Genomic DNA, 24,324 nt, shown 5'->3' on the forward strand with positions numbered 1-24,324 from the left:
AATAAATACAAATCAAATGGAATCTCTTGAATCCATTCTTTCCGATCTTCAGGGTAAATATAAAGATCCAAATAAAGAGACGAATGCTAATAAACAGCATCAGGATGAGCCGATCTCTACTCCGCCTTTACCCAGTCAAACGAGTATCCCAGCCCCTAACTCGTTGGATAGTTTGTTAAATGATTTGCGTAATAATTCACAAAGCCATTCGCAAAGTAATTCGCAAACCTATGCACCTGATTACACTTCTCCACAGGTAACGCCTGAAGCTTTACCTAGTCAGCCTTCACCTGCGATCGATCGCGATTTACAGCAGATCGCCGATCGCCAAAAGGCTAAGGATTACGAGGCGATCGCTAAAACTGCAACCGAATGGTTAAAACAGCTTGATCCGTTAGGTGGTGAAGGCTTATGGTTTGAGGAATTTGCTAAAAATTATCCTTCGCGTCTAGAAGCCGCGATCGCCTTACTACAATCCAAATAATTATAAAGAGAACCAGTTTTATGTGGCACGGCAAAGCCACGCCACATAAAACTAAATTGCAGGAAACTAATTTATGAATATTTACCGTCTAGCCGTTTTAAGTGACAATTACGTTTTTGTGTTACATGATCCTGCTAGCAACACTGCGGCAGTGGTTGATCCTGCTGTCCCTGAGCCTGTACTCGCAAAAGTAGAAGAGTTAGGGGCAAATTTGGTAGCGATTTTTAATACCCATCACCACGGCGATCATGTAGGTGGTAATAAGGCGTTAATTGAAAAGTTTCCCAATGCCATTGTTTACGGCGGTGAAAAAGATCGCGATCGCATTCCCCATCAGCAAGTGTTTTTAAAAGGCGGCGATCGCGTGACTTTTGGCGATCGGGAAGCGCAAGTATTTTTTGTGCCTGGTCATACCTATGCCCACATAGCCTATTACTTTGAGCCAAGTGGCGATCAAGGCGGTGAATTGTTCTGTGGAGATACTTTGTTTGCTGGCGGCTGTGGCAGGTTGTTTGAAGGTACTCCTGCGGAGATGCTTGCCTCTTTGTCGCAATTGCGTCAACTGCCAGATGATACTCGTGTTTGGTGCGCCCATGAGTACACCCTCGGCAATCTCAAGTTTGCACTGACTGTGGATCAGGATAATGCTGATTTACAAGAACGGATGACAACAGCCACGGCGATGCGTCAAAGAGGCGAGGCAACTGTGCCAACTACGATTGGTCTGGAAAAGCGGACTAATCCTTTTATGCGTTGGGACTTTCCCGCTCTTCAGCGATCGGCGGGTATTGAGAATCCTGATCGCGTATTTGCCAGAATTCGCGGACAAAAAGATAATTTTGCTGGCTAGAACAAATAAATGAATGCGGTGCTTCGCACCGCATTCATTTATTGCAAAAAAGAGTTAGCAAGTACAAACCAAAACCCAAAAATTGAGTTGCGGCGCGAAGCGCCGCAACTCAATTTTTGGGTTTTATATCAAAACTAAAAAAGCTCCTCATTGAGGAGCTTTTTTAAGTTAACTGGGGTGCAAGGATTCGAACCTCGGAATGTCTGGACCAAAACCAGATGCCTTACCGCTTGGCGACACCCCAATAATATTTGGGTGCGTTTCACAAATTTCTTTGATTGCGCGGTATTTACTATAGCAAAGGGGGATGGGGTTTTGTCAACCCATTTAGTAAAAAATCTCCTAAAAACTCAAGAATCACTATTCCTAAAAAGGAAAGAATTTATTATGGTAGGTATGGGCGGCGCGAAGCGCCGCCCATACCTACATATTGAACCTTTTTTGTGGGGCAGCGAAGCCGCGCCACAAAAACGTTCTTGGGTTTTCTAATTATCTAGAAGTACCGAATCTTTGGACAGTGCAATTTGCAGCTTACAAAAGCCCTCAATATGGCTGCACACATCTTGGAGATTACGCTCAGACCAAGCCTGTCCATTACTTAAGGGTGTATCAAAACCATTAGCAAAAACATGCACAATCGGATCACCTGCATCAGGTAACACCAAAACCCAATCGCGATCGCTATAAAAAACCTTCACGCCATCAATCAGCTCAATTTTTTCGCGTCCGTAAGATTCGACTAGGTGGCGCATGAGTGTTCCTTTAATACTCCAAGGACAGCGCACCATCTGTTTCCGAAAATGACAACGGGGCAAATGTGAACGGACTTGCGACAGCGATCGCTTTTGTAGGGTGATCCATTCCATGATCTTGGCAATGCTAAACATCGCATCAAATCCTGGGTGAAGTTGCGGGAAAATAAAGCCCATTTCGGCAGAACCACCAAGGACTACGCCCTCATTACTATGGCAAGTCGCCATCAAAGCTGTTGGATTAGCACGGGTGCGGATTACTTTGCCACCATGCTTTTCGGCAATCAGCTCCACCATACCCGAAGCCGAAACAGGAACAACTACTGTGCCGCCAACCTGTGATGTCAGCACCATTTCCACCATTAAGCCCGTTAAGGTTTCATCGCGAATGGATTTTCCTAATTCATCAATCAGGATAAATTTTTCACCATTAGCATAGACCTGTACGCCAAAGTTACCTCTTACCGCCTTGACCACATCGGTTAACTGAATTAACATTTTTTCGCGATCGACGGGAGCAGGAGCAACTTCATTGAGACTGGCATTGAGAACCACCACATCGGTGCTAAATTTGCCTAAAATACGCGGCAAAACTGCTCCCGACACTGCGTAAACATAATCGATGACAATCTTTTTACAATCGCTAAATCTGATCGCCTCAACGTCAATATTTTTGGCAAAGCCGCTGTTGTAATAATCTAATACGCGAGTGGGGTAACTAATTTCGCCGATTTCTTCAATCCTTGCCCTGCGAAAGTCTTCTTTAAAAAATGTGCCTTCAATCTTTTTCTCTGCGGCTTTATTGATATTAATCCCATTGGCATCCAGAAACTCAATCATCACGCAGTCATTGCGATCGGGGTGGACACGCACATGAATACCGCCGACAACGCCTAGACTGGGGGCAATAAATCGCGAAATGGGAATTGCTGTTGCTTCAAGGTTTTCGACATTAATACCTACAGACATTAATCCCGAAATTAGCGATCGCGTTAGCATTCGGCAAATCGTGCGCTGATCCCGTGAAACCATCACATGGGAATTGGGACGCAAGGTTGCGCCATAGGCTGCCCCCAGTTTTACCGCAAATTCGGGCGTAATATCGACATTGGCTAATCCAGACACACTATGCTGTCCAAACAAATTCCGTGAAGCCATTGCGCCCCAAATCAAATTGGTGGTTAGGGTTGCGCCAGCTTCCACATGTTTGCTCGGCCAAATTCGCACATTCGGAAAAACTCTCGCCTCTTCACCAATTACAGAATTAGAGCCAACTACTGCTCCTTCCATCACATGGGCGCGGCGACTAACACGAACATTGCGAGAAATCGTACATGCCCACAGATGACACTCTTCGCTAATCATGGCACTATTGCCAATGATCGGTCGTTGCAGATCACAATCGGAGCCAATGGTAACGCGATCGCCAATGATCGTACCTGCGGAAATCTTAGTGCGATCGCCGATCGAGCAATTACTCCCAATCAGTACAGGCGGCTCAATTTGGACGGTGGGTGAAATGACTGTATGTTTGCCGATCCATAAGCCTGTCCGTAGCTGAACATAATCCAGATCTAAGTGAACTCGCCCCCTAATGGCATCATACTGCGCTTGCCGATACGCATCTAAAGAGCCAATATCACACCAATAACCACTGGCGATATACCCATACATCGGTACATTTTTGGCGAGTAACAGTGGAAATAGATCTGTAGAGAAGTCACTTGGCTCGTTAGCTGGTAAAAAATCTAAAACTTCTGGCTCAAGAATGTAAATACCTGTATTCACCGTATCGGAAAAAACCTCGCTCGTTGATGGTTTTTCCAAAAATCTTTGAATGCGATCTTCCTCATCGGTAATCACCACCCCAAAAGCCATGGGATCGCTGACTCGGCGCAAAATTAGAGTGGCTTGGGACTTTTTGGCGCGATGAAATTTGAGGGCGGCAGTGAGATCAAAGTCAGTAATACTATCGCCACTAATGACCATGAAAGTACTATCTAAAAGACTTTCGACATTTTTGACGCAACCTGCGGTTCCCAGTGGTTGATCTTCCTCAACCACATACATCATATTTACGCCAAAGTCTGAGCCGTCGCCAAAATGTTCGCGAATGACATCGGGTAAGTAATGCAAGGTGGCAATTACTTCGCGGATGCCGTGACGCTTCAACAAATTGAGAATATGCTCAGTAATAGGTCGATTTAGCACCGATACCATCGGTTTTGGCATATCACAAGTGAGTGGGCGTAATCTTGTTCCTGAACCACCTGCCATCAATACCGCGCGCATAGATCCTCCGAACGCCAATACGTAATAGGATTAGGCTCTAGTATCGTTCAAATTTGCGATAAAGCAATGAAAATAAACCTTAATCCTGAAACCGATCCCCAATCAAAAATTATTGTGGCAATGGATGTACCATCTGCTGCCGAAGCTATAAATTTGTGCGATCGCTTGCCTCAAGTAAGTTTCTGGAAAGTGGGACTAGAGCTATTTATTGCCGATGGTAGTACGATTTTGCGCGAACTGAAGGCAAGAGATAAAAAGATATTTTTAGATTTAAAGTTGCATGACATACCTAATACAGTGGCTTCAGCTTGTCGAGTTGCCACGAAATATGGTGCTGATTTCCTAACAATTCATGCTTCGGGTGGTAGTGCCATGATGCAAGCTGCCCAAGCTGAAGCTCAAGGTTCGTCAACCCAACTTTTGGCAGTCTCCCTATTAACCAGTATTTCGGCTACGGAACTAGCAACCGATCTCAAAGTGTCCCTTGAAGTCTCTGAATATGTTTCAAAACTGGTGCTTTTAGCGAAAGAAAGTGGGCTAACTGGTGCTGTTTGTTCGCCACATGAGGTAAAAAATTTGCGATCGCAGCTTGGTGATGATTTTTGCTTTGTGACCCCAGGGGTACGTCCCGCAGGAGCCGCAGTTGGCGATCAAAGTCGGGTGATGACTCCCCAAGAGGCGATCGCCGCAGGTGCTAATTATTTAGTAATTGGTAGACCGATTGTTGCTGCACCTGATCCTGTTGCTGCTTGGGAAAAGATTTGTCAAGCTCTAACTTAACCAAAAAGACTGGCTTAGCCAGTCTTTTTATAGCGATCGTCACTTGTATCAGGACAAATCAAAACCCAAATAGTGTGAGGCGGCGCTTCGCGCCGCCTCACACTATTTGGGTTTTATTTCCTAACAAGAATGGCGATAGCTGTAGTTTAAATTGCGTGTTTTTTGAGTTCATCAAGAGACACAATTTTTAAAGCCGCTTCATGGGTAGCAGCGAGATCTACGGGTGGTGCAACGCCTGCGTCTAGGGCTTCCTTCCATCGTGATGCACATAAACACCAGCGATCGCCTGCCTTTAGTCCCACAAAATTAAACATCGGTGCAGGTGTGCTTAGGTCATTACCTTGAGCCTTGGTGTAGGCTAGAAATTCATCCGTAACTTGAGCGCAGATGACATGCACTCCAAGATCTTGCGCTCCTGTCTGACAAAATCCATCACGATAAAAACCTGTGACTGGTGATGAGCAGCATAGGGCGAGATTTTCGCCCAAAACATTTTTGATGACTGCCATAATTTTCAATCCTGAGTGATCAATAAATTTTTCCTTCCCACCCAATAATTAGGAGTGCGGCGCGAAGCGCCGCACTCCTAATTATTGGGTTTTACTGTCTATTCTGAAACTAGGAAGTAATTACTTATTGAGTTTATGATATTCAGCTTCTGTAACTAGATCCAAGTTAGTTTCCACTCGATCTAGAAACACTTTCCCTTCGAGATGGTCATATTCATGCTGGAAGATTCTTGCTACAAAATCTGTTAACTTGGCGACTTGCCGATCGCCTTGACGATCTAGATATTCCACTTCGATTTGGCGATCGCGTGGTACTAGCCCCCGAATCATTGGTACTGACAAGCAACCTTCCCAGCCTTTTTCAGTTTCCCCTGAGGAGGAAATAATTTTGGGATTAATCATCGCCGTTGGTTCCATTTGAGGCGCGTTGGGATAACGCTCATTGGGATGGGAAGCAATGATGATTAATTGCAGCGATCGCCCAACTTGAGGAGCCGCTAAACCTACGCCCTTACTTTCTTTGAGCGTAACGAGCATTTCATCAATTAACTTCTGAATTTCGCGATCGCTTACATTAGCGATCGGCTTGGCAATCTCTCTCAAAGCTGGATTGCCAAGCTGATGAATAGTTAGCTTTTTGGTAAATATTTTGTCAATAGCTGGAATCAACATGACTACTTCTTAATTAATTGATTTTGGGACAGCCAGAACTTATTGGCAAAAATTAGGAGGATTTAAGCGATCGGTCGTTCTTTACAAAGCTTTAGGATTAGCTTCATAGGCAAGAATATCGATCAAAGCATCAGCTTCCGCAACAGCTAGACGCGCCTTTTGGTAATCGTCTTCAAATTTTGTGTTGGTGTTTGTATAGGCTTGCATGAGCAAAATTGCGAAGTATTCACGTTTAGTCAATCCTTCAACCAAACTATCAGTATCGCGGTTATAACTTACAGGAAAGGCGCTATCAGTACGTCTAGTCGTCATAGATTGTTTTCCTAACAAAATATCAAGGCATATTTTAGCATCAACCTTAGCATCCACAATCTCAGGTTAAGTCAGGTTAAGTTTTTCTCAATTCTTGGCAAGACTTTAGCTGCTATGATTTAGCTGTGTAGCCTAGACATGAATTTAAGCTAAAACCTGTCATGACCAATCCCGCTAGTGATTTAGCCACAAATCTCACAGATGCCTATGAAATCTGTGATGTTGAGCCACTTCAGGGCAAGGGCTTAGAGCGATTTTATTTGCCATTGCTAGAATCGAGAAATAGTGAGGCAATCACTCAGGTTGGGCAAATTTTACAGCAGCAGAAACCAGAGTCATTTTCTACGATTTTATTTACAGGACATCGTGGCTGTGGCAAAAGTACTGAGTTACGGCGCATTGAGGATAAGTGTAAGGATCAATATTTGACTGTCTTTTTGAATGTGGAAGACGAAACTGATATTAATGATTTGGATTATATTGATATCTATTTAATGGTGATCGGTCAGGTAGAGCAAGCTTTGCGAGATCCCAAAATTAAAATTACCTTTGATCAGCAATTACTCAAGAGTGTGGAGGATTGGTTCAAAGTGGTTACGACAGAAGATGAGCGATCAGTCGCTTTGTCCCTAGATGTCGAAGCATCAGCTAGTCTGGGTAGTGAAGCTTCATTCTTTGCCAAGCTTTTGTTCAAGTTAAAGGGTGTTTTCAAGAATTCTTCGTCTCAGAAAACAACGATTCGAGAAACCTTGAAAAAAGAATTTACCCGTATGAAAGGTGACATCAATTTATTGTTGGGGGATGGGCTGAAAAAATTGCGGAAAAAGTTTCCAAATTACAAGGGCTTTTTGGTAATTGTTGATAATCTCGATCGCTGTCCACTTGCAGTCTCTGATAAGTTGTTTTTTGACTATGCAGCGCAGCTTACATCATTACACTGTTCGATAATTTACACAGTTCCGATCTCGGCACTCTACTCTTCGCGTGGGTTGAGTAATTCCTTTGACGATCCGCATATTGTGCCTATGGTGAATATCTATGAACTCGATCGCGCTAAATATCCCTTAGAGTTCAATAAAACGAGTTTAGAAGCGGTGGCAAAAATCATTGAGAAACGGGTGGATGTGAATGTGATTTTTGATTCGCGCCGTGAGCTAATGGAATTAGTAAAGGCGAGTGGTGGGCATATTCGGCAATTGATGCAGTTGATGCAAAGAGCTTGTTTGACGGCAAGTGGTCGCGAACATGAGAAGATTTTGGCTGAGGATGTGGAATATGCGATTAAGCAGCTTCAGTTTAGTTTGGAGCGATCACTTTCTAATAAAAAATATTTTAACGAGTTGGCTTATATTGCCTTAAACAAAGATTTCTCTGATGAAGAGGATGTTAAAGTCCAGATGCTCTACAGTACGGCGGTTCTAGAATATAACGGTAGCGATCGCTGGAATTATCCCAATCCTTTACTTATGCGTAGCAATGCTTTCACCAAAGCCATCAGCAGTATCACAACTCCCTAACGACGATCACGCTCAGATTGTTTCGCTTCTAGAACATAATCAGGAAGTGTTTAAGATTTTGCTTGCCTTTGTACAGATGTCCAAAGGTTTTAAGGTGGCATTTGCTGAGATAAATTTTCCACCTGACATCGATATTTTAATCACATCGTTGCAGGAACATCCAAAATGTCAATCTATTCAGTTTGTGGTGCTACGTTTTGATGATCCAGAGTTGCGATTTCTATTGGAGGCAATTAAGCAAGAGTTAGCAAATATCGAGATTCAGTCAGATAAAAAATTAGTTTTGATTTTGCAAGGTTTGGAAAAGGCGATCGCCTTTAGTGGTGACAATCCGCCCATATTAACCAATCTCAATTATGCCCGTGATTCTTTCCCTGTCGCGATTCCCCATCCTGTGCTGTTTGCGTTGCCCGACTATGCCGTAACAAGAATCGCGCAGTTTGCACCTGACTTTTGGGCATGGACATCGGCAACCTTTAAATTCCAAACTCCTCCCGAAACCCGCGATCGCTTAACTGCTGAAGTCTCTAACTTTTCTCACAATCCCAATCGCTATTTTGCCAAGCCCGAACGAGGGGAGCGGATCGATTTATTAGAAAGATTATTGCAAGAATATGCTGAAGATACGGAAGCAAGTAGCCGCACAAGGTTAGAACTACTAAATCAATTAGGTAAAGCACATCAATCAATTCGTGAGTTTGATAAAGCAAAGTTATATTTTCAACAAGCGATCGAGCTTTGTCGTAAACTTAATTTCCAAAATGGTGAATTTGAAGCTTTATATAATTTAGGTGTTCTTTGTTACAGTGCTAGGGAATTTGAGAATGCGAAATGTTCTTTCAATCAATCTTTAGTAGTTAAAGAAAAGATTGGAGATAAACAGGGACAAGCCGATGTTTATCATTGCTTGGGTATGGTTGCCCAAAAACTAGGAGAATATGCTGAAGCGCAACAAAACTATCAGCAGGCTCTTGCGATAAAGATCGAATTTGGAGATCTCTATTCCCAAGGCAGCACATACGCTCAGTTAGGAACTCTTGCATTAGAATTGCAGAAATATACTGAAGCACAGCAAAATTATCAACAGGCTCTCACTATATTTATCGAGTTTGACGATTACTCGTCCCAAGCCAACACATACCAAAGTTTTGGAATGGTTGCCCAATTATTGCGTGAATATGCTGAATCTCGGCAATACTATCAAAAGGCTCTTGCAAATTTTATCGAATTTGGCGATAGCTACTCCCAAGCCCGTGTATACGTCCAATTAGGACTATTAGCAAAAGCAGAAAACAACTTCACTGAAGCAGGTAAAAATCTATTACAAGCATTAGAAATCTTTACTCAATTCCAAGATCAGCACAGTGTGGAAATGATTATAAATATTCTCTTTTACCTCTATCAAGCCACCCATGAGGAAAATTTATTGGAAGATATATCTAAGGTTTTAGGCATAACCATTGAGGAAGTTAGACAAAAATTAGAATTAGCTTGAAATTTGATCAATTGCGAGAATATGGAGAAGCGCGACAAAACTATCAACAGGCGATCTTAATCAACGTGAGTTCGGGTTAAGAAGCAGAAGGCAAAGCCCACTCCATATGCAAAGAAGGCTTCTTTGGTTGGTGACAATAAGCAATAAGCCCACAAATGACATTGATCAGTGCCTTGATGGGACTACGATGACGAGAATGTTCAATCTGTGAAATATTTTTAAGTTGGTCAATGATCGACTCAATAATTGAGCGTTTGCGAGCAAGCAACTTATCAGTCAAGCGCATCAAGCGATTTTTCATATTACGCTTTGGTTTGGCAAAGAACTCAATGCCAAAGTCTTGAAACAGTTGAGATGCTAACGACTGAGATACATAACCACGATCAGCAAATACTTTACCAAACATAAATCTGAGCAAATCAGGGATAGGCTTACGGTCATCGACATTGCCTGGCGTAATTTGGATATTCAACAATTCACCGCACTCATTGACAAGTAAATGCAGTTTGAAACCAAAGAACCAATCTACTGATGTCTTACCACGAGCTGCTATGCCTTGGAAGACCTTATGCTGCTTGATCCGTCGATTGTGGCAGACATCCAATGAGGTTGAGTCTACAAAACTAATACCTGTACATTCGCCAAAACAATGTTTCAGGTATATGCATAGTGGCATCATTGCTGAACCCATATACTCGACAAACCTGTTGTAGCTTGGTAGTTTTGGAAATTCCTTTTGCCAATACTTACATACATGTTTTTGGTAGAAATTCTTAAAGTCACGGTAGTGGTTTTGGTGAAAGGCGATCAGGATTGTCATGATTTCACTCATACTCAGACACTTTGTCCTTTGTCTTTGTTGTAAACCATTCCCCAGTAATATCTGTCGCCATTTTGGTTCAAATATTTGGCAAAAATCATCGACATGGCAGAACAGGGCTTCTAAACTATTACTCATGGGAGTTACTTCGCTGAACTTGTTTTTCTTATTTTCAGCTTATCGGTTTCTCCCTTTTTTTGTCCTTTTCCTTATCCCGAACTCACGTTAATCAAGGCAAAATTAAAAAGGAAAAAATGGATGATGATATTTATCGCGATTTAGCTGAAGTATAATAAATTCAAGTGTTTAGCACCTAAAAACATGACCACCATCCCCGAAACGACCTTTACTAAAATTTTAGAAGCAGCCGATCACCTTCAATTAGAAGATCAAGAAGACTTGATTCGGATTTTGCAAAACCGACTGCGCGACAGACGCAGAGCCGAACTAATTCAAGACGTACAAGAAGCTCAACAAGAATTTTCCCTAGATGAATGTAAGCCCGTCACGCCATCACAACTTATCTGGCAAGTAGCACAAGAACTCATGGCAGATGTTCCCCCTGAAATATTAGAGCAACTACCCACCGATGGCGCAGCCCAACACGATCATTACATCTACGGCACACCCAAACGCTAAAAAGGGAAAGATGAACACTTAATCTCCAAATAAAAAAAAGGGGGAAATATGAATCAGCTAACATTAGCGCCAAAGTTAGATAGCCTATTAACAGAATTTCGTGAAGAACTGCAACACCTATATGGCAGTAAATTCTTGCAAATCGTTTTATATGGTTCACAGGCACGCAATCAAGCCACAACTGACTCAGATATTGATGTTGCTGTCATCCTCAAATCTCCCATCTCCCCTCCCACTGAGATTTTTCACATGGGCGCAATCAAATCTAGACTCAGCCTTCAATACGACGAACTCTTATCCGTAATTCCCATCTCAGAAGAAGACTTCAGAAACAAATCTACTCCTCTTTTAAACAACATCCGTAGAGAAGGAATTGCTCTATGAGTCAAATTCAATAAAGCAGAAAGCAAAGTCCCACTACCATGAGACAAGTTCAGGAAATTTCTTTGCTAGCTCCGTAATCACAGGACAAATGGCAGCATTTTCAGTGCGATTTTCTAAGGTGTTCCAACTGAAGGGAGCAGATTGAGCAGCCGATAGCCATAATAATCGCTTAGCACGGGTCATGCCAACATAGAGCAGCCGAAACTCCTCCGCTTGCTTGAGGTAACTGCATTGTCGCCAAGCCTCTTCCGCATTGGGAAGGCGATCGCCATGCACGATCGCTCTAATTTGCGCCCTCGTCACTTCAGGTAACCCAAAGTCCCCTAAGAACTTAACTGATTCAGGAATATAAGCCTCCCCAGGACAAATACGTTTATGCAGAAAGGGCATGAAGACCACATCCCAATCTAGCCCTTTAGCTTTGTGCAAACTGATCAGCGTCACCTGTCCACTTGTCATATAGCGCCCTTCCAGATTCTCATCTTCGACTGCTTCAAAGTTTTCCGATTCGACGATTTCTCGTAGTGATTCAATTACAGTTTGCATCGAATAGCTGCCCACTAGTTGCTGATTGAGGCGATCGCCTAATTTATCGGCAGTTGCCAATAGTCCAGCCTCTTCGTCATAGATAGTAAAGGCGATAAAGGGAATTAAATTATATAATGGAAGTTCAATTTTAGCGCGGAGTAAGCCGATGCATTTAGCTTGGGTTTCTTGAGCAAGTTGTGATAGTGCAGGATCTAATAAAGTGGGATAGAGAAACTTTTCGGGATTACTGGCAAGGGCATTGAGATCTTGCTGTGATGAGATTTTCTGGCGATCCTTCAGAACTTCTAACGCTAATTTGAGATTGTCGGGGGAGTGGGGACGTTCCATAAATTTTAAAATCGCCAACATATCCATCGGCACACGCGATCGACGATCGCTTTGTTCGACATCATAGATTTTAATCTCATGCTCCTTGGTTAGCCATGCTAAAGCCTCAGCAACAAAGCGCCCCTGATTATGTTGACGCACTAGTATCGCGATACTCAGTTTGGGATCTTGAGCAAGTAATTGCTTAATGCGATCGCCGATCATCGTCATCTCATGCTCAATATCATCGACAGTATTGGGCAAATAGATTTCTACGCCTTTACCAATGGGTTCAGGATTAGCATTTGCTTGAGGATCATCAGCATCTACTGGATGAATTCTTTGCTGACGGAACGGCTTCTCAATCTTGGCATATTCGGAATGATTGACCCAATGCAGCATATAGTTTGCGGCTCGCATCACATTTCTGGTACTGCGTCCTGCTTGATCAAGGGTTGAAAGTTGCGAATTAAGACTACAGCGATCGCAAAATTCATTAAAAAAGCGCGGATCGGCAGGGGTAAAAGTGGAGTTAATCGCTTGATTAGGATCACCAACCCGCATCAGGTTTTTGCCCTCTCCCTCTGACCCTCTCCCAGAGGGAGAGGGAAGTAAGAAATTTGACTCCCCTTCTCCCTCTGGAAGAGGGGGCTGGGGGGTGAGGGCATTCTGCGCCAGAATCTCTAACAACTCTGTTTGCAACGGTGAAGAATCCTGTGCTTCATCTTCAAATACAGCAAAAATCCGCTCTTGCCAATATTTGCGAACACCTTCATTTCTTAAGACCCGTAACGCGCCCAAAATCATATCGTCATAGTCGATCGCCCCTTCCTGTCGCAATAGTCGTTCATAGGTTTCATAGAGTCCTGCCGCGATCGCTAAGATATCGCCACCATCGGGAGCTTCCGCTTCACGCAATTCTGTAGCGCTCAAGCCTGAACTCTTGGCTGTGGCGATCGCCTCTCTCGCTAAACTGGGCAATACATCGGTGCGTAATACCGTTTGTCGTCGCAAGCGTTCCGTATCTTCTCCGTCAAAGTTTTTCCCTTCCAGCAATAGGTCATACAATTTCGGATTTTCCTTAACCCAGATATTGGTGGCATTGCGAATTAGCTTCTGCTTGAGAGAGTCCGAAATAATTTTAGTTTCTCCTGCCCCAAATCCTGATAGTTCGCGATGGGTGCTGGCAATGTTATAAGCCAAACTATGCAAAGTACTAACCGTAAAAGAGCTTTGTGGTAAACGCAGATTTTTGAGATGCTCGGATACTTTTTTGCGAATGTTGCTTACCGCCGATCGCGTAAAGGTGACGATTACTAATTGCTTTTGGCGATGCAAATTAAAATTGGCGATCGCGATCGCGGCGGCTACCGCCATACCCGTTGATTTCCCAGCCCCAGGGACTGCGGAAACGGCAAGCTCACCACCCTGCCAATCTGCCATTGTTTGTTGCCCTTTGCGGAGGGTTGAGCGTAATTGATTGAGAGTTTCAGGGGTGACCATGACAACTTTGGCGGATGTACATCACGCATTTTATCGCAAAGCCAAAGAAAAGGAGGGCGGCGCTTTGCGCCGCCCTCCTTTTCTTTGGCTTTGCGAGAGTGTGCCACTTCGTGGCACACTCTCGCAGACTCTATAAATTTAGATAGAAGTCTTTCACTAAAGCAATGTAATCTTGCGTGTACAGGTGTTTTCTCTCTTCGATGGTGATCGTCATTGTTTGAGTGGGATATTTCGTGGGGCTTAATTCCAGTAGCATCCGTTTGACTGGACTTTGAGGAGTTGGCTTAACATGAACTTGGCGATCGCAGAATAAATTAAAACTTTGAGCTTTAGCGAGAAAATTATTAGCTAAATCGGTGGGATAAATAACTGCTAAATGTCCATTTGGTTTTAACAATTGCGATGCGATTTGGAGAATATCAGTTTGAGAAAGGCTGTCACTATGTCTTGCTAAGTTTCGGGAATTTTGTGAAGGTTTAAAAGCATTTTCAAAAAATGGCGGATTAGAAATAATCAAGTCGTATTGCTGAGAACAAGCGATCGCCCAGTCTTGAATACTGGCATGATCGATATTAATGCGATCGCGCCAAGGCGAACTCTCGATATTCTCTTTAGCCTGTTGATAAGCATCATGATCAATTTCCACTGCATCAATGAAGGTACTTGATGATTGCGATCGCTGAGCCAACATTAAAGCCAGCAAGCCTGTACCTGTGCCAATATCCAGAATTTGAGCATTTTCAGGTAGCCTTGCCCATGCCCCTAACAAAATTCCATCTGTCCCTACTTTCATCGCACATTTGTCTTGAGCGATCGCAAATTGTTTAAAGTAAAAACAGGAATTTCGCATTTCTCTATTGCTAACCGCTATGATCTCAGCATAATTAAATATAAAATCCCAGAATCTTTACCGCCTGCTTTGCGGGCGGTAAAGATTTTGGTTCGATGATACTTACCAATTCAACGCAAGTGTGACAACACTATGGATGCAGCACTTACTTCGCAAGATATTTTGCGCCGCTATGCACAGGGCGATCGCGACTTTAGTGGGCTTAATCTGAATGGCATCAAACTTAGCGGTGCAAACCTGAGTCGTACCGATTGGCTAGATGTTAACTTATCTAAAGCCTATCTTAATAGTACCGTTTTCACCTTTGCTTGTTTGACCCGTGCAAATATGCGCGGAGCCTTAATGGTGGGGGTAAATCTCTGTGGTGCAAATCTTAATCAAGCAAGCATGAGTAATGTCAATCTATCCAATGCGGATTTGCATGGAGCTAGTTTGCAAGGAACGACTCTATTTGGAGCCAATCTGAGCCTTGCTAATTTAATGGATGCGAACTTAATTGATGCGGATATGCGAACCGTGAACTTGAGCGGGGCGAACCTTGTCGGTGCTTGTATGAAAGGCGCAAATCTCAGACAAGAAAGAGCGATCGGCGATCAACATGAAATTGATGCTGGTAAAAAGAAGCGCAGTACTGCGAATCTAACGGGTGCAAATCTATCTGGTGCGGACTTGCGCGGTGCAAATTTATCTGGGGCAGATTTACACAAAGCGGATTTAAGGGGAGCAAATCTCCAAGAAGCAACTCTCAGTGGGGCTAATCTGATTGAAGCGAAATTAAATAACGCCAATATGCAAGGGGTCTTTCTTTCGGAGGCTAATCTTAGTTGTGCCACGCTTTCAGGTGCGATTTTAAATAATGCCAAGCTGGAACGCGCCATCTTAATTGATGCAGATTTTAATGGAGTTTCATTGCGAAGTGCGGTTATGGCAGATATTAAGGCAAGTCGCGTGCAGATGAAAGGAACTGATCTCACGGATGTTAAATTGACTCGAGCCGATCTCAGTCGCGCTAATCTTCATGGGGCAATTATGGTTCGCACTAATCTTATTGAAGCTTATCTGGCGCGGACAAATCTCGCTAATGCTGACCTGACCGACGCGATTCTCAATCGTGCTGAATTGAGTAGCGCTAATCTTGTCGGCGCGATTCTCAAGGGTGCGACCCTTCCTGATGGCAAAGTCCATAAATAAATAGGACTTACGCAAAAACAAAACAGCCCTCATTAAACCTAGTTAAGTCAACAATTAATCGCCCCCTAACCCCCAATTCTGGGGGAACAAGATAATAAAATCCTTTCAAAGTCCCCCAGAATTGGGGGATTTAGGGGGCTTAGATACATTGATACAAAAACGGAGAGGCTTGTGTGTACAAGGTAGATACTGGGAGAGGGACTAGGGATGAGGGTTTCAGGGTTTTATACGTAAATTCTAAATAAATCTAAAGGGTAAGATTGGATGGGCTTCACCCATCCTAAATATAATTGTTATAAAACTTGAGGATAAGGTCATGACTTCTCGGTTCTATGCGCTGACACTTGTATTGGCAACTGGACTTGGTGGAATCGTACTACCACCTGATCAGTCCTTTGTGAACGCTCAAACGCAAACAACTCAAACTCGCAAAGCAGAAGCGGATCGCCTGTTGGATTTGGGAACTCAGCAATATAAACTCAGCCAGTTTGAACCTGCATTGCAATCATGGCAACAAGCCTTAGTCATCTATCAAGAAATCAAAGATCGCCAGAAAGAAGGAATATTGCATGGAAATCTAGGCAAAACATACGAATCGCTGGGGCAGTACGAGCAAGCGATCGCTTCTCATCGCCAGAGTTTAGCGATCGCGAAGGAGCTAGGCGATCGCCGTAGCGAAGGAGAGTCTCTGATCAATCTCGGTGTGGTCTACCGCGCTCTGGGTAACTACTCACAAGCGATCGCCCACCATGAGCAAAGCTTAGTGATTACCCGTGAGACTGGCAATCGCCGTGGTGAAGGATCAGCTTTGGGTAATTTGGGAATGAATTACTATGCTCAGGGCGACTATGTGAAAGCGATCTCATTTCACGAGCAACGTTTAGCCATTGCCCTCGAAATCAAAGACCGTCAAGGGGAAGGCAATGCCATGGGTAATCTCGGAAATGCCTATCGCGCTCAGGGTAACTTTGCTAAAGCCATTGAGTATCAAGAAAAGCGTTTAGCGATTACCCGTGAGATCAAAGAAATACGCGGAGAAGGACAGGCTCTTGGCTTTTTAGGACTAGTTTATCGCTCTCTTGGGGACTATCCCAAATCGATTAGCTATTACAAGCAGAGCTTAGCGATCGCCATTAAGATCAATGATCGACTGAGTAGAGCCAAGTCCCTCGGTTATTTAGGTAATGCTTACTACGATCAGGGTAACTATCAGGAGGCAATTAAATATCACCAGTCGAGTTTGGAGGCGGCGCGAGAAATTAGCGATCGCCGTGGTGAAGGAAAATCACTGGGATATCTAGGGAATGCTTACGAAGCTCAGGGTAATTATGATGAAGCCATCAAATACTATGAGTCAAGTTTAAAAATTGCCCGTGAAGTTAATGATCGCCGTGGTGAAGGGAAAACACTGGGTTCTATGGGAAGTGCCTATTATGCCCTTGGTAACTATACGAAAGCGATCGACTACCATAACGCAGGATTAGAGATCGCCCGTAAGATCAAAAACCGTGATGGTGAAAGAATGGCTCTAAATCAGATCGGCTTGACCCTTGAAAAACAAAAACAAACGGATTTGTCCATTGTTTTCTACAAGCAATCAGTCAACATCAGTGAAGCGATCCGTCAAGATATTCGTAAACTTGATCGAGATTTACAGAATTCCTATTTAAGTAATGTGGAAGGTTCTTACCGTCGCCTTGCCGACCTATTACTCCAACAAGGGCGAGTTATGGAAGCTCTGCAAGTTCTCGATCTCCTCAAGGTGCAGGAACTAGAGGACTATCTTAAAAACATTAAAGGAAGCGATCGCACTGCTCAAGGGGTAAGAATTTTAGAACCAGAGAAAGCGATTAGCGATAAGCTGTTAGCGGTTAGCTTTAAAAATAGTCCTGAAATTAACGACCTACTTGCTAAGCAGATCCAACAGCTTCCCAAATCAGAAATCAACAAAGTCCCCGACTATCTCCAACAAATCCCACAGGGGACTGTGCTACTTTATCCGCTGATTTTAAGCGATCGCCTTGAAATCATCCTCTTCTCACCCAATACTCTCCCAATCAGTCGCTCTGTGAAAATCTCTAAGGATAACCTAGAAGCTTTAATTTCTAACTTTAGGGATGGGGTTCGTGATGTTAGTTCCGAAGATGTCAAAGATCCTGCCACTGCACTCTATACTCTGCTGATTAAACCCATCGAATCGGAACTTGCTCAAGCCAAAGCTCAAACTATCCTCTATGCTCCTGATGGACAGCTACGCTATGTTCCTCTCGCGGCTCTCTACAATGGCAAGCAATGGCTAGTGGAGAAATATCGAATTAGTAATCTCATCGCCTATAGCCTCTCCGACTTTTCTCCTCAACCCAAAACTCAACCCAGCATCTTAGCAGGAGCATTTGGCGGAAGAGAAGGAGAGCAAAAATTTGGACAAGTTGCTTTACCTGCAACACTTACCGAGGTCAAAACGATTGCTAAAAAATTCCAAAACTCTGTTGCTTTAACTGAAGATAACTTTAGTCGCCAAGCGATCGAATCGAAACTAAAAAATCATAATATTATTCACCTTGCCACCCATGCAGAATTCAATACAGGTGCGCCAGATAACTCCTTTATTATTTTTGGTAATGGCGACAAAATCCGTCTTCATGAAATCACGGATTGGCAAATCCCCAATGTGGATTTGATCATCTTAAGTGCCTGTCAGACTGGATTAGGTGCTTTTGGTAGTGGTGTAGAAATCTTAGGATTTGGTTATCAGGTGCAAAAGGCAGGGGCTAAAAATGCGATCGCTTCTCTTTGGTCGGTTAATGATGTGGGGACAGGTTCGCTGATGACTGCTTTTTATGCGGAATTGCAAAAAGAGAATGTGGCTATTTCTGAGTCATTAAGGCGATCGCAAATTGCTTTGATCAAGTCTCAAGACTATAACCATCCATACTTTTGGTCAGCATTTTTTGCGATCGGCAATGGGTTGTAGACATATGGCAAAGCAAGTTTTGCTTAGGAAATAAACCCCAAAAAGCAAGTAGCGGCGCGAAGCGCCGCTACTTGCTTTTTGGGGTTTGGTTGGTACTAGCTAACTCTTTTTTTGCTATATATTGTTATTACTGATGTTACGTGGAACCCTCATCCCCCAACCCCTTCTCCCGCAGGAGAAGGGGAGCAAAATCCATATTATTTTCTTGTTCCCCTCTCCTGCGGGAGAGGGGCTAGGGGTGAGGGCTTTACAGACTTCCACGTAACACCAGTTATTACTTATAGGCTCATTTAAAATATTTTTTTAGCGATCGCAATGACCATTCTTTCTAAATACGAAGAATTAACGCAAATCTATGATGGGGTAAGCTCTCAAGTTTATAGCGCTCGATATATAGAAAGTGGTCAAGCAGTAATCCTCAAAGTTTTAAAAGCCGCATATCCAACACCAGAAGAAATTCGACGTTATCGACAGGAATATCACCTTGCCCATCAACTGCAACTACCCAAGGTGATCAAGGCTTTACAACTAGAAGAATGGCAGAGAACCCTAGTAATTGTTTTTGAAGACTTTGGTGGGACTTCTCTTTCGCAATTACTCAAACAATATCCGCAGGGTGTACCACTAGACTTATTTTTTACACTCGCTTTCAAACTAGCAAATGCCCTAGGTCAAATCCATAGCCAATCAATCATTCATAAAGATATTAACCCAGCCAATATCGCTTTTAACCCCAAAACAAAGGTACTTAAACTGATTGATCTCGGTATCTCCACCCAACTCAGTCGAGAGAACCCCATACTGCAAGCTCCTAACACGCTTGAAGGAACCTTACCTTACCTTTCGCCTGAACAGACTGGACGAATGAATCGATCGCTAGACTATCGCACTGATTTTTATTCATTAGGAGTAACTTTCTATGAATTATTGGCAGGTAGATTGCCTTTTCAAAGTTCCGATTCGATGGAGTTGATCTATTGCCATATTGCTAAACAGCCAGATTCTTTACTAGAGATTAAGAAAGGACAAATTCCTGCCATGTTGGTGGAAATAGTCAATAAGCTGATGGCAAAAAATGCCGAAGATCGCTATCAAAGTGCATGGGGATTAAAGGCGGATTTAGAGGAAAGTTGGGTACATTGGGAAAGAACAGGGGCGATCGCCAGATTTACACTAGGAAGATTTGATATCCCCGATCAATTTCAAATTCCTCAAAAACTCTATGGGCGCGATCGGGAAATCAACCAACTCCTATCATCCTTTGAACGGGTTGTGACTCCAGCATTAGAAGTAAAGGGGGATAGACACAAGACCGAATTAGTCTTAGTCACGGGTTATTCTGGCATTGGCAAATCGGCAGTTGTGCGATCGCTATATCAACCGATTACAGCAAAGCGCGGCTATTTTATTACAGGCAAGTTCGATCAGTTTCAACGTAATATTCCCTACTCAGCATTAGTTAATGCCTTAGCGGAGCTAGTCAAACAAGTACTAGGGGAATCGGAGGCAGTACTGCAACAATGTCGCGATCGCTTGGTAGTCGCCTTGGGCAGCAACGGCAAAGTGATCACAGATATCATTCCTGATTTGGAATTGATTATCGGTGCTCAACCTCCCGTGCCGATGTTAGGCTCGGCTGAAACTAAAAACCGCTTTCATCTAGTATTTCAAAGATTTATCCAAGTGTTTTGTAGCCCCGAACATCCTTTGGTGCTATTTCTCGATGATATGCAGTGGGCGGATCTTGCCACTTTAGAATTATTAGAAAAGCTGTTAGGCGATCGCCAAATTCAAAATCTATTGGTAATCGCCGCCTATCGTGATAATGAAGTTACAACAAGTCATCCCCTGACTTTAGTAATTAATCAATTACAGGATAAAGGAGTCAATTTAGAACAGATTACGCTAGCACCATTGGCAATTGAGCAAATCGAGCAATTGATTGCCGATACATTGCATCAAACGACGCTCAATATCAAAGGTTTAGCCGAATTAGTCATCCGCAAAACTGAAGGCAATCCTTTTTTTATTAATCAGTTTCTCAAAACTCTCTACAATGAGAACTTACTGAGTTTTAATTATGGTTTTAGGGAATGGGTTTGGGAATTAGACAAAATTGAGCAAATGGGTTTCACCGATAATGTGGTGGAACTGATGGTCGGGCAATTGCAGAAACTCCCCAAGTCATTGCAGGAAGTCCTATCAATTGCGGCTTATTTAGGTACAGAGTTTGATCTCAGCACCCTCTCACTAGTGCAAAATCGCCCTGCACAGGAGATCTTCGAGGATCTCAAACTTGCGATCAAACAGGGATTTGCGATCGCGCGATCGCCCTTTGATGACAACATCCTCATTCAAGATTATCAATTCGGACATGCTCGCATTCAGCAAGCCGCCTATGCCCTCATTCCTGAACAGGAGTGCAATCCCACCCACTATCGCATTGGACAGTTATTGCTGCAACATTGGTCAGAGGCAACCCAATCCGAACAGATTTTTACGCTAGTTAAACATCTCAATGATGGGATTACCTTAATCACTAATCAACCTGAACGCGATCGCTTAGCCCAACTCAATCTCTTGGCAAGTCGTAAAGCTAAGTTAGCAAACGCCTATCAATCCGCCTATGAATATGCCGAAATCGGACTAGACTTGCTAGATAGCACCGCTTGGCAAGAACATTATGCGATGACTTTACAGTTACATGAGCTTGCCGCCGAAACTGCATCCCTATGTAGCAAATTTGAGAGCACGGATTTGTACGTGGGTACGATTATTCACCATGCTAAAAGCATCCTTGATCAAGTATCTGCTTACATTATCAAAATTCAATCTTTAACTTTTCAGAATCAATTTGCTGAGGCGATCACCATTTCTCAAGTGATTCTCCAAAAACTGGGAGTGCAATTTCCTGAAGTGATTACGTCCGAATTAGGACTACAGGCAATTCAACAGATCAAAAATTTAATCGGCGATCGCGTAATTGCTGATTTGGGGGATTTGCCTGCGATGCGAGACCCTGAAGCGCTGGCGATGACTCAGATTGCGGCGATGACAATTCCCGCTTGCCATATTCTCAGCGCACCGATCTATCCCTTGGTGATGACCTTACAGGTGCGGTTATCAGTTCAATATGGAAATAGTCCTAGGTCTGCTTTTAGCTATGCTGCCTATGGCGTTTTCCTGATTATCAACTTACAAGATATTGATGCTGCGATCAAGTTTAGCCGCCTTGCCTATCATCTCGCTTCTAAACCCGAAGCCAAAGATATTCGTGCGGAAACCTTGGTTCCAATTGGGCTATTTCTACACCATCGCCAGTTCCATCTTCACGAAACCTTGCCCATCCTTCAGGAAGGTTATCAAACTGGATTAGAAACAGGAAAATTTGAACATACGGGCTATTGTGGCTATGGATATTGTGTTAATGCTTTCTGGAGTGGACTCGCTTTTAGAGAGATAGAAACGACGATTAATACCTATGGACAACAGTTACATCATCTAAAGCAGATTACTAATGCGAACTATTGCGAAATCATTAAGGCAGCAATATCTGCTTTGCTAGGCAATCCCAATAAGGTTGAAGAGCATTTTGCTCAGATTACCCAAACAGAAAAATTAATTACGGAATCTCTAGCCGCAAACAGTTGGCTACGATTATTTCTCTTCTATTTACATCGTGCTTTCTTACGATTTTTAATGGAAGAACTAATTGATGCAAATAACGATATTACCCAAGCCAGATCCTACGTGACCTCGATTGTGGGGATTATTTGCAAAGCTAACTTCTACTTTTATGACTCTTTAATCTTGTTGACGACGATTGGCAATTCTGAAGTTGGTTTAAAAAGCCAGTATCAACGCATTCAAGATAATCAGTCTCAGTTAAAGTTTTGGGCGGATCATGCTCCTATGAACCATTTGCACAAATGGCAACTAGTGGAAGCCGAAATCTGTCGCGTATTAGAGCAGAAAGAACAGGCGATGGAACTTTACGATCTGGCGATCGCGGGAGCAAGACAAAATCAATACCTGCAAGAGGAAGCTTTAGCCAATGAGCTTGCGGCTAATTTCTATCGCAATTGGAATAAGTTAACGATTGCACGAATTTATATATTGGAAGCGCGTCATGCCTATTTGCGTTGGGGGGCGATCGCCAAAGTCAAACTGCTGGACAGCCAATATCCTCAGTTATTACATATGCCCGTGAGTAATTCCTCCTCACGCTTCCCCCATACGACCTTGAATACTTTGAATACAGAGGGCGGTAGAAATTCTGGAGCCGATCTCGATTTGGCGACGGTAATGAAAGCATCGCGAGCGATCGCTAGTGAAATTGTTCTCGAAGACCTCGTTCAAACCTTAATGCGAATTCTCTTAAAAAATGCAGGAGCGCAAACGGGTTGCTTGCTGTTGCCTATAGAATCCCCTGTAGACCGATCTGATAACTTAGCGATCGCCATTTATATTAGTGGCGATCAAGCAAACATTTCCCCAAAGCAGGCACTTAATCAGGTCTTACCCGAGTCGGTTTTATATTATGTGACCCGCAGTCAAGAAAGTGTTGTCCTTGACTATGCTACCCATATTGGTGACTTCACGCAAGATCCTTATATCCAATCGGTGCAACCCATGTCGATTCTCTGCTATCCCCTGATCAATCAGGGAAATTTAGTGGGCGTGGTTTACATGGAGAATCAAGTAACAATCGCTGCCTTCAAGAGTAACCATATTGAGTTCTTACAATTAATCAGTGGTCAGGCAGCGATCGCGATTACTAATGCTCAACTCTATGCGGAGAAGGTGCAGTATACCTATACCCTAGAGCAGAAGGTCGAGGAACGTACAGCCGAATTGCAATGTGCCAATGAGGAACTATATCGCCTAGCCACCTTAGATGGACTCACGCAAGTAGCTAATCGTCGTTACTTCGATCAACAGTTAGATCAAGAATGGCATCGCCTCAAGCGCGAACAATTGCCTCTCTCACTGATTTTATTTGATGTGGATTATTTCAAACGTTATAACGATTGCTATGGACATCAGGCGGGAGATGCTTGTCTGATTCAAGTTGCTCAAGCCGCCAAGGAGGGGAGTAGTCGGTCTGCGGATCTGGTGGCGCGTTACGGTGGTGAGGAGTTTGTGATTATTTTGCCCAATACTGATCACAAGGGAGCGATCGCGATCGCCGAACGCATTCAAAAGTCCCTAAGTGCTAAAGCCATTCCCCACGAGCGCTCAGAGGTAAGTGAGATTGTTTCGATCAGCTTAGGGATTACCTCCGTCATTCCCTCATCAGATCTCTCTCCTGAGATGCTCATCTCCAAAGCAGATGAGGCTTTGTATGTAGCTAAACAACAGGGACGCGATCGCTACGTTTTCAATTCTCCAACTTGGGTTAATTGAACATCAGTTCGCCATTTGAGTCGTGCGAAGCACGACTCA

The 24,324-nt window shown here is 43.4% G+C and carries 17 protein-coding genes and 1 tRNA gene; 10 read left to right on the forward strand and 8 right to left on the reverse strand.

Features of this window, described 5'->3' with window-relative positions; genetic code table 11:
- Window positions 1-16: 16 nt before the first annotated feature.
- A complete protein-coding gene (locus tag H6G05_RS04765) occupies window positions 17-484 on the forward strand; it encodes a salt stress protein, Slr1339 family (RefSeq protein ID WP_190576776.1) in 468 nt (155 codons plus the stop codon).
- A gap of 73 nt (window positions 485-557) precedes the next feature.
- The gene (gene gloB, locus H6G05_RS04770) at window positions 558-1,334 is read left to right on the forward strand and encodes a hydroxyacylglutathione hydrolase (RefSeq protein WP_190576778.1); all 777 of its coding nucleotides are present in this window, start codon (window positions 558-560) and stop codon (window positions 1,332-1,334) included.
- 172 nt (window positions 1,335-1,506) lie between these two features.
- Here the strand turns inward: gloB and H6G05_RS04775 are convergent.
- Both H6G05_RS04775 and H6G05_RS04780 read right to left on the reverse strand, forming a co-directional pair.
- Window positions 1,507-1,578, reverse strand: a tRNA-Gln gene (locus H6G05_RS04775).
- Between the two features lie 241 nt (window positions 1,579-1,819).
- The gene (locus tag H6G05_RS04780) at window positions 1,820-4,378 is read right to left on the reverse strand and encodes a mannose-1-phosphate guanyltransferase (protein ID WP_190576780.1); all 2,559 of its coding nucleotides are present in this window, start codon (window positions 4,376-4,378) and stop codon (window positions 1,820-1,822) included.
- Between the two features lie 66 nt (window positions 4,379-4,444).
- Here H6G05_RS04780 and pyrF point away from each other — a divergent pair, with 66 nt between their 5' ends.
- Window positions 4,445-5,158 (forward strand): orotidine-5'-phosphate decarboxylase, encoded by a 714-nt coding sequence (pyrF, locus tag H6G05_RS04785; protein ID WP_190576782.1) that lies wholly within the window; start codon window positions 4,445-4,447, stop codon window positions 5,156-5,158.
- 146 nt (window positions 5,159-5,304) lie between these two features.
- Here the strand turns inward: pyrF and H6G05_RS04790 are convergent, their stop codons facing one another.
- The 3 genes from H6G05_RS04790 to H6G05_RS04800 all read right to left on the reverse strand — a co-directional run bounded on the left by H6G05_RS04790 (window position 5,305) and on the right by H6G05_RS04800 (window position 6,651).
- A complete protein-coding gene (locus H6G05_RS04790; RefSeq protein WP_190576784.1) occupies window positions 5,305-5,667 on the reverse strand; it encodes a DUF2237 family protein in 363 nt (120 codons plus the stop codon).
- A 120-nt stretch (window positions 5,668-5,787) separates the two neighbouring features.
- The gene (def, locus tag H6G05_RS04795; protein WP_190576786.1) at window positions 5,788-6,339 is read right to left on the reverse strand and encodes a peptide deformylase; all 552 of its coding nucleotides are present in this window, start codon (window positions 6,337-6,339) and stop codon (window positions 5,788-5,790) included.
- A gap of 81 nt (window positions 6,340-6,420) precedes the next feature.
- Window positions 6,421-6,651, reverse strand: a complete 231-nt coding sequence (locus tag H6G05_RS04800; RefSeq protein WP_190576788.1) for a hypothetical protein — start codon at window positions 6,649-6,651, stop codon at window positions 6,421-6,423.
- Window positions 6,652-6,812: 161 nt separating this feature from the next.
- Between H6G05_RS04800 and H6G05_RS04805 the strand changes: the two genes are divergently transcribed.
- Together H6G05_RS04805 and H6G05_RS04810 are read left to right on the forward strand one after the other, a co-directional pair.
- Window positions 6,813-8,168 (forward strand): P-loop NTPase fold protein, encoded by a 1,356-nt coding sequence (locus tag H6G05_RS04805; RefSeq protein ID WP_190576790.1) that lies wholly within the window; start codon window positions 6,813-6,815, stop codon window positions 8,166-8,168.
- A complete protein-coding gene (locus H6G05_RS04810) occupies window positions 8,128-9,663 on the forward strand; it encodes a tetratricopeptide repeat protein (RefSeq protein WP_190576792.1) in 1,536 nt (511 codons plus the stop codon). Before H6G05_RS04805 ends, H6G05_RS04810 begins: the two co-directional genes overlap by 41 nt.
- 76 nt (window positions 9,664-9,739) lie before the next feature.
- On the opposite strand, the gene H6G05_RS04815 is transcribed toward H6G05_RS04810, so the two are convergent.
- Window positions 9,740-10,621 carry an IS982 family transposase gene (locus H6G05_RS04815; protein WP_190576794.1) on the reverse strand — a complete coding sequence of 294 codons (882 nt, stop codon included), beginning with the start codon at window positions 10,619-10,621 and terminating at the stop codon, window positions 9,740-9,742.
- 183 nt (window positions 10,622-10,804) lie between these two features.
- On the opposite strand from H6G05_RS04815, the gene H6G05_RS04820 reads away from it, so the two are divergent.
- Both H6G05_RS04820 and H6G05_RS04825 read left to right on the forward strand, forming a co-directional pair.
- Window positions 10,805-11,122 carry a hypothetical protein gene (locus H6G05_RS04820; RefSeq protein WP_199310350.1) on the forward strand — a complete coding sequence of 106 codons (318 nt, stop codon included), beginning with the start codon at window positions 10,805-10,807 and terminating at the stop codon, window positions 11,120-11,122.
- Window positions 11,123-11,170: 48 nt separating this feature from the next.
- Window positions 11,171-11,506 carry a nucleotidyltransferase domain-containing protein gene (locus H6G05_RS04825; protein ID WP_190576796.1) on the forward strand — a complete coding sequence of 112 codons (336 nt, stop codon included), beginning with the start codon at window positions 11,171-11,173 and terminating at the stop codon, window positions 11,504-11,506.
- Between the two features lie 33 nt (window positions 11,507-11,539).
- Here the strand turns inward: H6G05_RS04825 and H6G05_RS04830 are convergent, their stop codons facing one another.
- Together H6G05_RS04830 and H6G05_RS04835 are read right to left on the reverse strand one after the other, a co-directional pair.
- Window positions 11,540-13,864, reverse strand: a complete 2,325-nt coding sequence (locus H6G05_RS04830; RefSeq protein ID WP_190576798.1) for an ATP-dependent helicase — start codon at window positions 13,862-13,864, stop codon at window positions 11,540-11,542.
- Between the two features lie 130 nt (window positions 13,865-13,994).
- Complete coding sequence (locus tag H6G05_RS04835) at window positions 13,995-14,714, reverse strand: tRNA1(Val) (adenine(37)-N6)-methyltransferase (RefSeq protein WP_190576800.1); 720 nt, start codon at window positions 14,712-14,714, stop codon at window positions 13,995-13,997.
- 132 nt (window positions 14,715-14,846) lie between these two features.
- Between H6G05_RS04835 and H6G05_RS04840 the strand changes: the two genes are divergently transcribed.
- The 3 genes from H6G05_RS04840 to H6G05_RS04850 all read left to right on the forward strand — a co-directional run bounded on the left by H6G05_RS04840 (window position 14,847) and on the right by H6G05_RS04850 (window position 24,285).
- On the forward strand, window positions 14,847-15,905 hold the full coding sequence (locus H6G05_RS04840; RefSeq protein WP_190576802.1) for a pentapeptide repeat-containing protein: 1,059 nt from the start codon (window positions 14,847-14,849) through the stop codon (window positions 15,903-15,905).
- A 316-nt stretch (window positions 15,906-16,221) separates the two neighbouring features.
- On the forward strand, window positions 16,222-18,879 hold the full coding sequence (locus H6G05_RS04845) for a CHAT domain-containing protein (protein ID WP_190576804.1): 2,658 nt from the start codon (window positions 16,222-16,224) through the stop codon (window positions 18,877-18,879).
- Between the two features lie 315 nt (window positions 18,880-19,194).
- Window positions 19,195-24,285 carry a diguanylate cyclase domain-containing protein gene (locus H6G05_RS04850; RefSeq protein ID WP_190576806.1) on the forward strand — a complete coding sequence of 1,697 codons (5,091 nt, stop codon included), beginning with the start codon at window positions 19,195-19,197 and terminating at the stop codon, window positions 24,283-24,285.
- Window positions 24,286-24,324 lie beyond the last annotated feature (39 nt).

The organism is Phormidium tenue FACHB-1050 (assembly GCF_014696925.1).
GTDB lineage: Bacteria > Cyanobacteriota > Cyanobacteriia > Pseudanabaenales > Pseudanabaenaceae > Pseudanabaena.

What these genes read in the sequence shown, in the direction of transcription:
- H6G05_RS04765 (WP_190576776.1), top strand. Translation starts at nt 17, where the DNA reads ATGGAATCTCTTGAATCCATTCTTTCCGATCTTCAGGGTAAATATAAA.
- gloB (WP_190576778.1), top strand. Translation starts at nt 558, where the DNA reads ATGAATATTTACCGTCTAGCCGTTTTAAGTGACAATTACGTTTTTGTG.
- H6G05_RS04780 (WP_190576780.1), bottom strand. Translation starts at nt 4,378, where the DNA reads ATGCGCGCGGTATTGATGGCAGGTGGTTCAGGAACAAGATTACGCCCA.
- pyrF (WP_190576782.1), top strand. Translation starts at nt 4,445, where the DNA reads ATGAAAATAAACCTTAATCCTGAAACCGATCCCCAATCAAAAATTATT.
- H6G05_RS04790 (WP_190576784.1), bottom strand. Translation starts at nt 5,667, where the DNA reads ATGGCAGTCATCAAAAATGTTTTGGGCGAAAATCTCGCCCTATGCTGC.
- def (WP_190576786.1), bottom strand. Translation starts at nt 6,339, where the DNA reads ATGTTGATTCCAGCTATTGACAAAATATTTACCAAAAAGCTAACTATT.
- H6G05_RS04800 (WP_190576788.1), bottom strand. Translation starts at nt 6,651, where the DNA reads ATGACGACTAGACGTACTGATAGCGCCTTTCCTGTAAGTTATAACCGC.
- H6G05_RS04805 (WP_190576790.1), top strand. Translation starts at nt 6,813, where the DNA reads ATGACCAATCCCGCTAGTGATTTAGCCACAAATCTCACAGATGCCTAT.
- H6G05_RS04810 (WP_190576792.1), top strand. Translation starts at nt 8,128, where the DNA reads ATGCTTTCACCAAAGCCATCAGCAGTATCACAACTCCCTAACGACGAT.
- H6G05_RS04815 (WP_190576794.1), bottom strand. Translation starts at nt 10,621, where the DNA reads ATGAGTAATAGTTTAGAAGCCCTGTTCTGCCATGTCGATGATTTTTGC.
- H6G05_RS04820 (WP_199310350.1), top strand. Translation starts at nt 10,805, where the DNA reads ATGACCACCATCCCCGAAACGACCTTTACTAAAATTTTAGAAGCAGCC.
- H6G05_RS04825 (WP_190576796.1), top strand. Translation starts at nt 11,171, where the DNA reads ATGAATCAGCTAACATTAGCGCCAAAGTTAGATAGCCTATTAACAGAA.
- H6G05_RS04830 (WP_190576798.1), bottom strand. Translation starts at nt 13,864, where the DNA reads ATGGTCACCCCTGAAACTCTCAATCAATTACGCTCAACCCTCCGCAAA.
- H6G05_RS04835 (WP_190576800.1), bottom strand. Translation starts at nt 14,714, where the DNA reads ATGCGAAATTCCTGTTTTTACTTTAAACAATTTGCGATCGCTCAAGAC.
- H6G05_RS04840 (WP_190576802.1), top strand. Translation starts at nt 14,847, where the DNA reads ATGGATGCAGCACTTACTTCGCAAGATATTTTGCGCCGCTATGCACAG.
- H6G05_RS04845 (WP_190576804.1), top strand. Translation starts at nt 16,222, where the DNA reads ATGACTTCTCGGTTCTATGCGCTGACACTTGTATTGGCAACTGGACTT.
- H6G05_RS04850 (WP_190576806.1), top strand. Translation starts at nt 19,195, where the DNA reads ATGACCATTCTTTCTAAATACGAAGAATTAACGCAAATCTATGATGGG.